At 32.5% G+C, this 12,280-nt stretch carries 16 protein-coding genes; 1 reads left to right on the top strand and 15 read right to left on the bottom strand.

From position 1 onward, the window contains the following. Window positions 1-258 precede the first annotated feature (258 nt). The 13 genes from LQ694_RS15175 to LQ694_RS15235 all read right to left on the bottom strand — a co-directional run bounded on the left by LQ694_RS15175 (window position 259) and on the right by LQ694_RS15235 (window position 8,978). Complete coding sequence (locus LQ694_RS15175; RefSeq protein ID WP_025906287.1) at window positions 259-480, bottom strand: YozE family protein; 222 nt, start codon at window positions 478-480, stop codon at window positions 259-261. Continuing rightward, the gene (locus tag LQ694_RS15180; protein WP_025906286.1) at window positions 481-984 is read right to left on the bottom strand and encodes a PTS sugar transporter subunit IIA; all 504 of its coding nucleotides are present in this window, start codon (window positions 982-984) and stop codon (window positions 481-483) included. A gap of 14 nt (window positions 985-998) precedes the next feature. After that, on the bottom strand, window positions 999-1,427 hold the full coding sequence (gene msrB / locus LQ694_RS15185; protein ID WP_218696550.1) for a peptide-methionine (R)-S-oxide reductase MsrB: 429 nt from the start codon (window positions 1,425-1,427) through the stop codon (window positions 999-1,001). A 1-nt stretch (window position 1,428) separates the two neighbouring features. Further along, a complete protein-coding gene (msrA, locus tag LQ694_RS15190; RefSeq protein WP_058611283.1) occupies window positions 1,429-1,947 on the bottom strand; it encodes a peptide-methionine (S)-S-oxide reductase MsrA in 519 nt (172 codons plus the stop codon). A 27-nt stretch (window positions 1,948-1,974) separates the two neighbouring features. Further along, window positions 1,975-2,541, bottom strand: coding sequence for a DUF2140 family protein (locus LQ694_RS15195; RefSeq protein WP_070368898.1), 567 nt, complete (start codon window positions 2,539-2,541; stop codon window positions 1,975-1,977). Then, complete coding sequence (locus LQ694_RS15200; protein ID WP_049318869.1) at window positions 2,531-3,373, bottom strand: DegV family protein; 843 nt, start codon at window positions 3,371-3,373, stop codon at window positions 2,531-2,533. The genes LQ694_RS15195 and LQ694_RS15200 overlap by 11 nt, the downstream gene beginning before the upstream one ends. Next, window positions 3,360-4,109: a lysophospholipid acyltransferase family protein gene (locus LQ694_RS15205; RefSeq protein WP_096791433.1), complete on the bottom strand. Its 750-nt coding sequence runs from the start codon at window positions 4,107-4,109 to the stop codon at window positions 3,360-3,362. The genes LQ694_RS15200 and LQ694_RS15205 overlap by 14 nt, the downstream gene beginning before the upstream one ends. 1 nt (window position 4,110) lies before the next feature. Next, window positions 4,111-4,587 carry a dihydrofolate reductase gene (locus LQ694_RS15210; RefSeq protein ID WP_096791434.1) on the bottom strand — a complete coding sequence of 159 codons (477 nt, stop codon included), beginning with the start codon at window positions 4,585-4,587 and terminating at the stop codon, window positions 4,111-4,113. Window positions 4,588-4,602: 15 nt separating this feature from the next. Continuing rightward, window positions 4,603-5,556, bottom strand: coding sequence for a thymidylate synthase (locus LQ694_RS15215; protein WP_058611279.1), 954 nt, complete (start codon window positions 5,554-5,556; stop codon window positions 4,603-4,605). 867 nt (window positions 5,557-6,423) lie between these two features. After that, window positions 6,424-7,224: a class I SAM-dependent methyltransferase gene (locus LQ694_RS15220; protein ID WP_196968258.1), complete on the bottom strand. Its 801-nt coding sequence runs from the start codon at window positions 7,222-7,224 to the stop codon at window positions 6,424-6,426. Continuing rightward, a complete protein-coding gene (locus tag LQ694_RS15225; protein ID WP_025906276.1) occupies window positions 7,208-7,645 on the bottom strand; it encodes a BrxA/BrxB family bacilliredoxin in 438 nt (145 codons plus the stop codon). The genes LQ694_RS15220 and LQ694_RS15225 overlap by 17 nt, the downstream gene beginning before the upstream one ends. Window positions 7,646-7,648: 3 nt before the next feature. Beyond that, on the bottom strand, window positions 7,649-8,773 hold the full coding sequence (locus LQ694_RS15230; protein ID WP_239772190.1) for a virulence factor: 1,125 nt from the start codon (window positions 8,771-8,773) through the stop codon (window positions 7,649-7,651). Between the two features lie 10 nt (window positions 8,774-8,783). Beyond that, on the bottom strand, window positions 8,784-8,978 hold the full coding sequence (locus tag LQ694_RS15235; protein ID WP_049318859.1) for a zinc-finger domain-containing protein: 195 nt from the start codon (window positions 8,976-8,978) through the stop codon (window positions 8,784-8,786). A gap of 151 nt (window positions 8,979-9,129) precedes the next feature. Here LQ694_RS15235 and LQ694_RS15240 point away from each other — a divergent pair, with 151 nt between their 5' ends. Then, window positions 9,130-9,819: a queuosine precursor transporter gene (locus LQ694_RS15240; RefSeq protein WP_049318858.1), complete on the top strand. Its 690-nt coding sequence runs from the start codon at window positions 9,130-9,132 to the stop codon at window positions 9,817-9,819. Window positions 9,820-9,880: 61 nt separating this feature from the next. On the opposite strand, the gene LQ694_RS15245 is transcribed toward LQ694_RS15240, so the two are convergent. Both LQ694_RS15245 and LQ694_RS15250 read right to left on the bottom strand, forming a co-directional pair. Further along, the gene (locus LQ694_RS15245; RefSeq protein WP_218696546.1) at window positions 9,881-11,479 is read right to left on the bottom strand and encodes a poly(glycerol-phosphate) alpha-glucosyltransferase; all 1,599 of its coding nucleotides are present in this window, start codon (window positions 11,477-11,479) and stop codon (window positions 9,881-9,883) included. A 163-nt stretch (window positions 11,480-11,642) separates the two neighbouring features. Beyond that, the coding region (locus tag LQ694_RS15250) for a YPDG domain-containing protein (protein ID WP_239772192.1) at window positions 11,643-12,280 on the bottom strand (638 nt) is incomplete at its 5' end.

Consider the following 12,280-nt stretch of genomic DNA (forward strand, 5'->3'; position numbering starts at 1 on the left):
ATTACCAGAATTCAGAATAATGAAAGTTAGCGCATTCTAACTACCAGAATTCGAAATAATGGAAGTTACAGCGTTCTAATTACCAGAATTCAGAATAATGGAAGTTACAGCGTTCTAATTACCAGAATTCAGAATAATGGAAGTTACAGCATTCTAATTACCAGAATTCAAAATAATGATAGTTAGCCCCCATCATCCAACTATACAAACCGAAAAAACACCTCATTTCCGCTTGAAAATGAGGTGTTTTATTTTACCTTAGAATTTCAACCATTCTTCGTATGATTCGAATAAGTCATCGAAGACGCTCATTGGTTGTGTGAACATGGCTTCTGTTTCTAAGTAATCTGAAAGAGTGTGGTAATCGTTTGTGAATTTAGGGAATGATAAGTCTTGGAAGATTAAATCTGCCAACTTACCTACTTCGCTTTTTTCACTTCGTTTTGTTAGTGCGTATTGATAGAAAGAATATTGTTTCATTTATTTCATTTTCACATCAATAGCCTTAGTTTCACCTTTAACTAGACTTTCTAATTTTTCGATATTAATTTCTTCAGCGTCATCTGTGTTTGTAATAATTACAGGGCTGATTACTGATTTTACTTTTGATTCGATTGTTTCGATGTCGAATTTTAATAACTCATCGCCTTGTTTAACTGTATCACCAGTATTAACAAGTGCTTCAAAGCCTTCTCCACCTAATTGAACAGTTTCTAAACCTACGTGTACCAATACTTCTAATCCGTTAGCTGCTTTAATACCTACAGCGTGATTTGAAGGTTTGAATACATTCACAACTTCTCCATCAAATGGTGCTACTACTACACCTTCTGTTGGTTTAATACCGAATCCTTCACCCATCATTTTTTGAGCAAATACTGGATCTGGAATATCTTCAATTGCTACATATTCACCTGAAATTGGTGCAAATACTTCAACATTTGTATCTTTTGATTTGTTACCGCCAAATAATTTTTTAAACATTACAATCGACTCCTCTAATTTTTAAAATGATTTATTAATTCTCCATACCCTAAATCTTCTAATTTATCATATGGAATAAATTGTACAGCAGCTGAATTAATACAATATCTTAAGCCACCAGATTCTTTAGGACCGTCATTAAAGACATGACCTAAATGACTATCTGAATCTTCAGATCGTACTTCAGTTCTGATCATGCCATGTGTTTTATCAACAAGTTCGATAATTTCTTCATCATCTAACGCTTTTGAAAAACTTGGCCAACCACAATCAGATTCAAATTTTTCTTCTGAAGTGAATAATGGTTTACCTGATAATTTATCTACATAAATACCTTTTTCAAAGTGATTCCAATATTCATTTTGAAAAGGTGGTTCTGTACCATTTTGTTGAGTTACAAGATATTCCATTTCATTTAATTCATCTTTACTTTTTTTAAGCATTTTAACGCCCCCAATACTTTTCTATAAATGCTTTACGTCCAGAACCTTGTTGATACCCTTGATAATGTGCTGGATTCTTCAAGTAATAATCTTGATGATAGTCTTCCGCAGGGTAAAAGTTCTTGTATGGTTTAACTGGCGTAATGACTGGTTTATCAAAAATATTTTGTTCATTTAATTGATTGATTTTGTTATGTGCTATTTCTTCTTGTTCTTTATCGTGGTAGAAAATAACAGGTTCATAACTTTCGCCTCTATCAAAGAACTGACCTTTATTATCTGTTGGGTCAAAGGTCTTAAAGTATATATCTAAAATAGCTTCAAAGTCTGTTTCATCTTCATTGTATTCAATTTGAACAGCTTCAACATGACCAGTTTGATTTGTACAAACTTCTTCATAAGTTGGATTTTCAACATGACCACCACTATATCCGGAAGTCACTTTAATAATACCAGGGAATTCATTGAAAGGTTTAACTAAACACCAAAAACATCCCCCAGCTAACGTTGCATATGCCATAGTTGTACCTCCTTTAATGATGTTAAGTTACTTTAACTTAATATCAAAGTACCATTTTTTGTCTGAAATATCTAATGTTTGAATTTGTATAGACTCAACATTATCAATATCCAACTGATCTAAAGATAAATTGAATGATTCATCTTTAGGATTTACATGAATATATGGTGGAAGTTCACTATATTTTTTGATTTGAGATAGAATAAATGGATTTGAAATATTTAATTTACCAATATCTATCGATTGAATTTTGAAATAGATTGTATCGTTATTTAATTTTTTAGGTTTCGTTTGTAGTGTTATATCAATATCTTTACCTAAAATTTTAGTACGTGTATCAAATGACAATGATTTCTTAGTGATGCGTGATTGAATATCATAATCTTTCATAGAAGCATTCATTAACGATTCTAATTGTGCATTATCAAAAGAAATTGTGAAATCTTTCTTAGTTTGTTCTGTGTTGATGGTTGGATGGTTTGTATCGTCTGAAATTTGAGACCATACATAAGCTAGAGCAACAAGTATTAGAATAATTAATATAATAAAAGCATAAAACCAAGCTCTATGATTCATCCAATGTTTATTTTCCATAGAAGAACACACCAATTGCACCTTCACCAGTATGCGTTGAAACGACTGGTGTCGTCACTGCAGTATCAAATAAGTGGAAATTTTTCTTTTCTTTAATTGTATTCATCAATTTCGTCATCAATTGTTCTGCATTCGCATCAGCAATACCTATTTTTATAAGTTCTTTCTTCTCTAAGAAGACATCTAATTCTTTCATTAAATATTTAACAATAGCGTTTTGAGTTCTTGCGTTATGCATCATTTCGATTTTTCCGTTAATCAATTCGCCGATTGGTTTAATATTCATCAATGAACCGAGTAAGCCTTTCGCTTTACCGATTCTACCACCTTTAATTAAGTTGTCGATATTACCAATGACTACAAATAGTCTTAAATTATTTTTAATCACTTCAATTTCTTCGACGATTTCTTCAACAGTTTTACCTGCGTTGATCATCTTCACAACTTCTTCAATTTGGAAGCCGTAAGCTAATGAAATGAATTTACTATCCACAACTGTAACTTTACTTTCTGTCATTTGAGCTGCTTGCTGAGCTGCACTAAATGTTCCAGATAACTCAGAAGTCATATGAATACTAATAATTTCAGAACCATCTGCTCCTAATGCGTCATATGTTTCAACAATTTTACCAATTGGAGGCTGACTTGTTTTAGGCAATTCTTTAGCGTCTTTCATTTTTTCTAGAAATTCTGTTGAGCTAATATCCTCTTGGTCTACGTACGTAACACCATCGATAAGTATATTTAGGGGTACGACAGTAATGTTATTTTCTTCTAAATATTCTGCTGATAAATCTGTCGTCGAATCAACAACTATTTTAATTTTTGACATAATGATTCTCCTTTAATGATTGAACAGTATTACTAATTTTTCCTTGTACAAATTGGCTTACTTCTTGCATGGTCTTATCTTCAAAAATTGAAGGCTCAATTGGGTCTAGAATGTGTACATAAACATCACCAGGGACCATTTTTTTAGAATCTTGAGCTTCCATAATGTTAGACGTCCCATAAATCGCAATAGGTACAATTTTTACTTTGGCTGATTTAGCTAATTTAAAAGAACCTGCTTTAAATTCTTGCATTTCTCCACCTTTACTTCTACTACCTTCAGGAAAAATTAATAAAGAATGTTGTTCTTTTAATTTATTAATACCATCTTTTATCATTTGTAAACTTGCACGTCTATTTGAACGATCTAAATATATACAATTCATTTCTTCCATCCATGGACTTAAAAACGGAATTTTTTGAACTTCTGTCTTTGAAATAAATCCAAATGGTTGCGGTAAATGATTAATTAATACAGGAATATCAAAATTACCTTCATGATTTGAAATGTATAATACAGGCTCATCAAATGGTTCTGTGTTGCCAGACAAGTGTGTTGTAACACCAGCTGAATCTAGAATACGTGAAGCCCATCTTTTCGCATATAAAAAGATCATTTCATCTTGTTTACGGACATCATTAATCAATGTCTTCTTATGCTTAACTTTGTTTAATTGAGAAGATACAAGTGCAGCATAACCTACAATATAACTGAGTGTTTTCGTCGTTCTTAACATACTATTTTTTCCTTTCCAAATGCATATAAGTGTGTGGTAAAGTGTTTTTTTCATCGAGTTCGCCAGATTCAGATGAAAGAACCGTCCAATCTTTGAAGTCGTATGGAGGGAAAAAGGCATCACCTTGAAACTTATCTTCAATTACTGTTACATACATATCGTCAACGCGGTCCATCATTTGTTCATAAAGTCCTTGGCCACCAAAGATAAAGATATGTCCTTCAAGTTGATCGATTTCATCTAAAGAATGAATCACATCGACCCCTTCGTGTTCAAAAGATGGATTTGTCGTTAAAACAACATTACGTCTATTCGGTAATGGCTTACCTAAAGATTCAAATGTTTTTCTTCCCATCACGATTGTGTTTCCAGTCGTCAATGCTTTAACTCTCTTTAAGTCATTTGGTAAATGCCATGGCATCTTGTTGTCTAAGCCAATTACGCGATTTTGATCATGACAAACTATTATTGATTTCATTTAAATTACTCCTTTTTAAACTGCAATAGGTGCTTTAATACTTGGATGTGATTCATAACCGTCAATTTCTAAATCTTCGTATTCAATATCAAACAATGATTTATCAGTGTTGATCTTAAGCTTAGGTGCATCGTAAGAATCTCTTGAAAGTTGTTCATTAATTGCATCTATATGGTTCTTATAAATATGCGCGTCACCAAATGTATGGACGAACTCGCCAACTTCTAATCCACATTCTTTAGCAATTAAATGTGTTAATAAACTATAACTTGCAATATTAAAAGGCACACCTAAGAAAATATCTGCACTTCTTTGATATAATTGACAGCTTAATTTTCCGTCTTTCACATAAAATTGGAATAATGTATGACATGGTGGTAATGCCATCGTATCAATTTCTGTTGGATTCCAAGCAGAAATAATATGGCGTCTTGAATTAGGATTTTGTTTAATGTTTTCAATTAAAGTCTTTAGTTGGTCAAATCGATTACCATCTTGATCTTTCCAATCTCTCCATTGTTTACCATAAACATTGCCTAAGTCACCGTATTTTATCATAAATTCATCATCATTCAGAATCTTATCTTTGAATATCGCAAGTTGTGCTTTATATTGTTCGTTAAATTCATCATCAACTAAAGAACGGCGTCCAAAGTCCGTCATATCAGGACCATCATACTCATTACTTTCAATCCATTTTTTGAAAGCCCACTCGTTCCAAATGTTATTCTTATATTGTAATAAATATCTTATATTTGTATCGCCTTTAATAAACCATAAAAGCTCAGTTGCAATTAATTTAAAAGAAACCTTTTTAGTTGTTAATAAAGGAAAACCTTCAGATAAATCAAATCTCATTTGGTGACCAAATATAGAAATCGTACCCGTACCCGTTCTATCGTCCTTATTCTCGCCTTCTTCTAATACCCTTTTACATAAATCGTGATACGCTTTATCAAAGTTATTCATTTGAGCACCTCTTTTTCATATTCTCCTGTTACTATATTAACGAAATTATCGGTAATTTACTACTGATATAATATAGAAAATTTAACGATTATTAGGTATAATGGTTATAAATGAACAAAGAGCTAACAAAACGAAGGAGGCTATTTCAATGAATGAAATTTTTGCTACTTTAGGGTTTTTCTTATTATTATGCTATATGATCAGTATGTGCATTACAGAATAGTATCAATAAGGGGTAATATGAAAAAACTGGGACAATCAATTGTCCCAGTTTTTTGCATATAATATAATAGAATTAGGTTGTGTTGAAATTACGCATGTCTCCGCACGAAGACTCGTAGATATCGTGCGCTGAGGTACCAAATAAGGTCATAACGCACGAAGACTGCAAGATATTGTGCGCTGAGGTACGAAATCAGGCCATAACGCACGAAGACTGAAAGATATCGTGCGCTGAGGTACCAAATAAGGTCCAAACGCACGAAGACTCGTAGATATCGTGCGCTGAGGTACGAAATCAGGCCATAACGCACGAAGACTCAAAGATATCGTGCGCTGAGGTACGAAATCAGGCCATAACGCACGAAGACTGCAAGATATTGTGCGCTAAGGTACGAAATCAGGCCATAACGCACGAAGACTCAAAGATATCGTGCGCTGAGGTACAAAATAAGGGCATAACGCACGAAGACTGAAAGATATCGTGCGCTAAGGTACGAAATCAGGCCATAACGCACGAAGACTCAAAGATATCGTGCGCTGAGGTACGAAATCAGGCCATAACGCACGAAGACTCAAAGATATCGTGCGCTGAGGTACCAAATAAGGTCCAAACGCACGAAGACTTTCTTCTCATATTCTCCAACATCACTCATATTTATAACCTTGATTTATTCTCAGTCCATAATGTGTTTTAGTACTTTTTCTTATACATTGTATCGTATTAAAATTCTTGAAAATCTCACTTTTATAATGTGCTTTTACGATTAAATATTTGAACTCCGATACACTTTTGATTTCTGAAGGTATTTCAATATTGCGTGAAAGTTCCCCCATTCTACCGTCTTCCTCGAGTGTCTGTTCAAACATGTGATCTAAATATAGGATGTCAATCATTTCTGGATGTTGTTCTATCCAATGATGATAATCATCGTTTATATAATGGATTCGGCTTAATTCATCTTCTGTTAAATAGCGTTTCATGCCTTCAGAAATAACATAATGGATAAGTGGATTTTGTTCTATTGCATACACATTTGCTTGTTGATAATGCTTTAATATTAAATAAGTATCTCGCCCAAATCCCATTGTGCCATCTATGAAATTAAATGTTTTAAAGCCTGTTGTTATTTCATCTAACATTTCAATGAGTACTGGCATCTTATGTTGTTTCATCATATGCAATTTAACTTTGACAGTATCTAAATGAAAATATATCGGTGTATCTGGTGTGAAATAAAGTTTAGGTCCACTACTTTCAAATACAATTAATGGTGTCGTATCTCGTTGAAACAATTGATTAATCGTTAATTTTCTTCGCTTTATGATTTGAACATTCTGTATGGATTCTAATTGAGATAACACAGAAAATGCATCTTCTACTTGTTTGTAGAGAGATGCATTTGTTTTAACGGCAGTTGTGATACGAATATTAGTCACAGTATTCATCAAAAGCGTCTTTAATATCCAAACAGATTTCTTGGATATCTCTTCCTTCAATATGTTCACGTGGCATAAAGTATTTAAGTTCATTACCTTTAAATAATGCCATTGATGGGCTTGATGGTACTTGTGCGATATATTCTCTCATTGTTTCAGTTGCTTCTTTATCTTGTCCAGCAAATACTGTAGCAATTCTTGAAGGTTTTTTATCATTTTGTTGGGCTACTGTAACAGCTGCAGGGCGTGCTAAACCAGCTGCACATCCACATACAGAGTTTACAACGATAAATGTTGTTTCATTCGGTTGTGCATTCTCCATATATTCTTTAACAGATTCTGCTGATTCTAAACTTTCAAAGCCTTGTCCAGTTAATTCACTTCTCATTGGTTGAGCGAGTTCTTTCATGTATTGTTCATATGCATTCATATTTTATCCCTCTTTCTTTCTATTAGCCATTTGTTTCCAAACAGAACCTAATGCTTCTTCACCATTTTCGATTCTTTCAATTGCCATTTGTACTTGCAATTTAACATCGAATGCTGGATCGTCTTGTCTTTTTTTCAATGCTTCTAAAGCAGTTTCATCGCCTTCATCAAATATAAACATCGCTGCTCGCCATCTTACAATTTTCTGAGGGTCTTCTAATGCTTCTATCATCACTGGTAATGCTTCTTTAAATCCTAAATCACTTAAACAGTCACCAGCTGTTCTTCTAACAGATACAACTTTATCTTTCATACCTTTATATAAGTAAGGTAACGTTTCTTTTGATTCAATCATACCTAATAGCACGATTGCCATTCTACGTACTTGTGGCTTTTCATCATTTAACGCGACATCTAATAATGGATAATCGTCTTCTGTTGGTGTTGGAAAGTCATTTAACATTCTTAATTTTACTTTCCAATCCTCTTCTTGTTCAAACGTTTCTTTATCAACGTGTACAAATTGCTTTTCAGGAATGGTAATGTCACTTGTTAAAGCTTCTTCAACTAAAGCCTCTAATTTCTCTTTAGGGTACAAAGCTAATATTTCTTCTTGAACGGTTGCTAATACTTCCTCTACTTCGCCGTAACGTACACCTAAATCTTCCCATTTTCTTAAAAAGACAACGTTATCTGAGTCTTTCGTCGCTTTTAGCATACCATCAATATAAATTTCAGGAAGTTGTTTACGTTTTTCTTCTTCTTGTGTTGTTAATTTAATTTGATAAGGTATACCTTTAAACTTTAAGACTTCAGCTTTTACTTCACCGAAATGTTCATTCACTTGATTTTCAGCAAAGTCCCCTTCTTGATTTGAACCTGAGATGGCTGATGTAACGTCTTTAAGTAAAGTATCCCAGTTTTCTTTTGGACGTTTATCTACAGCGATAAAGTCCATAACATGGAATACAGATTTAATACCATCTAATTGAAGAATACGGTTAATGAATTCTGGATTATGATCATTCACTTCAGTATAAGTATTTGAAGACCTATCTTCTTTCTTAAATGATAAAACGATTTTCATCGTATTTGGGCTTGGTGTCGGTTCAACTCTAACAATTTCCATAATATCCTCCTTATTGCAACTTGTTACCTAGTTGTTTAATACGTATACCGATTGAACATTCCGATATACAATACTGATGTGCTTGGTGTTTACCTTTAGTTTCCCTATAATGTGTCTTTAATAAACACCCTTTACAGTATGTTTCCATCAATTGATCTATTTGTTTAATTGCTTGTTTCTCTTCTTGAGCTAAAATGAGTGTCACTCCCTTACTAGACCGTTATTATAACATTCATCATACAAATTGTTTACGATAAAGCTTATTGATTTTTATAACTTTGAGCCGTATAATAGATAAGTTCGATTATCGCGGTTTCTAAACACCCGCTATATCAAAATTTAGGAGGAACAAAGTTATGTATAATGAATTAATAGGTATTGGAACTTTCTTCGTTACATTTATATTGATGCTCGTTCTATACCGGTTTTTTGGAAAAACAGGCCTGTTCGTTTGGGTTGCTATAGGTACTATTATAGCAAATATACAGGTTATTAAAACAGTAGAACTCTTTTCAGTTAGTGCAACACTTGGAAATGTTATGTTCGCATCAATATATCTTGCAACAGATATATTAAACGATATCTATGGTAGAAAACAAGCACGAAAAGCAGTTTGGCTTGGATTTTCTTCAGTAATCGTCATGGTTATATTATTACAGTGCTCTTTAGCGTTTATTCCTGCACAGGAAGATATCTCTCAAGAAGCGCTTGAAACAATCTTTAATATTGTACCAAGAATTGCACTTGGATCCATCATTGCATATATCATTGGTCAACATTTAGATGTATTACTATTCACATTAATTAAGAAGAAATTCTCATCAGATAGAACATTCTATATAAGAGCTTACGGAAGTACAGTTGTAAGTTCAATTGTAGATACAGCGATTTTTGTATTGATTGCATTCTATGGTAACTTACCGAACAATGTTGTATTTGAAATATTCTTTACGACATACTTCTTAAAACTGCTCACAACATTATCTAACGTACCATTTGGTTACATTGCTAAATCAATGTATAGAAATGGTAAGATTAGAGAATAATTTCATACAAATCCAATAAAAATCCTACCTACTCCATTACTATGGAAAAGGTAGGATTTTCTTATTGATTGAATACTTTTAAATACTCTACATAACTCGTTAAGTAATGCTCGATATCATCTATTTCGACACGATAACCTTCATGTTTAATAAAGAATGCCTCTAATATGCGTTCTGGATTTTGGAAATACATTGCAATCTCAGGATAAAAATATCCAGTCCTCATATAATCCGCTCTTCTATGAATCGTATCAACCAATAAATCTACGTCAATATATTGTTTAACTAACTCTGTTTGTTCATGTTGTTTCGCACTTTCTACTATATTATATGTAGCCATTAACATGCCTAGTAATAATGGATCTGTAGATTGACGATTTTGTACGTTCTTCAAATGTTCTCCTAAATTTTGAAAAGCAAATTGATAATATTTTTCTTCTGGTTCTATTTGAATCAATACTTCTGTACTATAACTTAACCAGTAGTCATGGTGTTTCCAATATGATTTTTGAATAAATTTTTCATAAAGTAATTTGGCAGTATTCAACCATTCTTCATTATGATCCAGTTGATATAATTTTAATAACGCTAAAGCTGCTTGGCCTTCATAATAAATGACTCTAAATGAATCTTTAACTGTTAAATCTGGATAATTCATAACATGAGTTGTTTCACCATTCTCATCTATCATATTTACTAAGCCTTTCGCAACATTTTGAGCTGTTTTTAAATACTTCTTATTCGAACGACCATATTGTATATAACCACATACAGCAAGTATAAATGCAGCGTTCTGACCTAATTTAATTTCATTAATATAGTTCGTATCATCAAATACATATGTTGCACCTTCGTGTTTATATAAATAATGATTGATAATGTAATCTATCGGTTTCTTAGCAATACTTACATTCTTCTTTAAATAAGATAATGATTTAATAAATGAATAAGTTGTTGAACTATGACATAGATTGTTATAAGTATTTATGTTGATATCAAAGTGAGGAAAATAGCCATAATGATACTTACCGTTATCTTGTATAAGGTTCATCAAATAATCTGTATTTGATTGAATCATACGATCAATTTCAACAGAAAGATCATCAACCGGTCTTAATCCTTTTTCAGAGCCTTCATGTTCTAAATTAATCAACTGTTCGCCTTCAATAAAGAAACTTTTCGTATAGAATTTAGTAACAACTTTGCCTTCATAATCTTTGTGTAAATATAAATTGTAATTCTTCTTATACTTTCTTAAATAATGATTGATATTTTTCTCAGAAAGTATGAATGTACCTATCTTGTTTGTTGGTCTAATAAAGGCATTACTATTTATTTCTTCTGGTAAAAATGCAAGGTTCCAATTGGAATCTAATGTAAAACCATACTCAACATAATTTCTAGTTGTATGAACTAAGGCTTCTTTTAAATCATCAAATTGAATATCTTCCGTAGATGTTACAAGATCAATTTTAATCCATTTAGGTGCTTTACCACTCTTCTTACGATATGTTTCTAAAAATTTAACCACTTGATTAACATTCGATAATTTAAAGCTTTTAACAACGGCTTTAACTTTAGGATAGCCAATACTTATAAATAATCTTTCATAATCAGAATGTTCATTTATAATTTGTTTGATTTGCTGCTTAGCATTCACGCTCTTTCATTCCTTTCAATTTCAATATATGTATATAAATCTTTTTTCAATCTGTATTCAAATATGTATAGACAAATATAAAAATAATCATTTTATTTTAATTAAAATTAAAAATGAAGAGTCTGGAACATTAATGTTCCAGACCCTCATTACTCATTATATTTTATTGTTCTTCTTCTTCTTTTTTACGACGACCGAATAAGAATAATGAGCCAAGTCCTGCGAATAAGCTTCCGAATAAAGTAGCATTTTCAGCAGGTGTTTCACCAGTATCTGGTAATACTTTTGCTTGAGTATTGTTTCCTTTATTCATCATTTTATCTTTAGAACTTTCTGTAGTGTTTGTTGCTTGTGATTGACTAGCTTTATCAACAGTTTGACCATTCATATTAGTTTGACCTTTATTCATAGTCATATCAGTTGCACGAGTAGCTGAATCATCACATTCATCTTCAACTATAACACTAACAATAATTTCCTCAATAGTACCATCAGGATATTTCACAGTAACAGGAATATCAACCATTGTACCAGGTTTAACATCCTTCGGTGGAATCACAGTTAAGTCACCAGTTTTAGGATCAACTGTTACAGTCCAGTCAGTTGGAACTTTGTCCGAAGGTACTTCGAATTCAGTGCCAGGAGGTAACTCCTTATCACCAACTTGTGGGATATGAGTAGACGTACCAGGTTTAACAGGTGTTGAACCGTTATCTTTAGAACCATATCCAGGTGTATTGTCTTGAGAATCATTTGGATTCACGACAACTTTAACAGGAACTTCTTCAGAAGAACCATCAG

Origin of the sequence: Mammaliicoccus sp. P-M58, assembly GCF_022386165.1 — a bacterium.
In the GTDB taxonomy this organism is placed as follows: domain Bacteria; phylum Bacillota; class Bacilli; order Staphylococcales; family Staphylococcaceae; genus Mammaliicoccus; species Mammaliicoccus sciuri.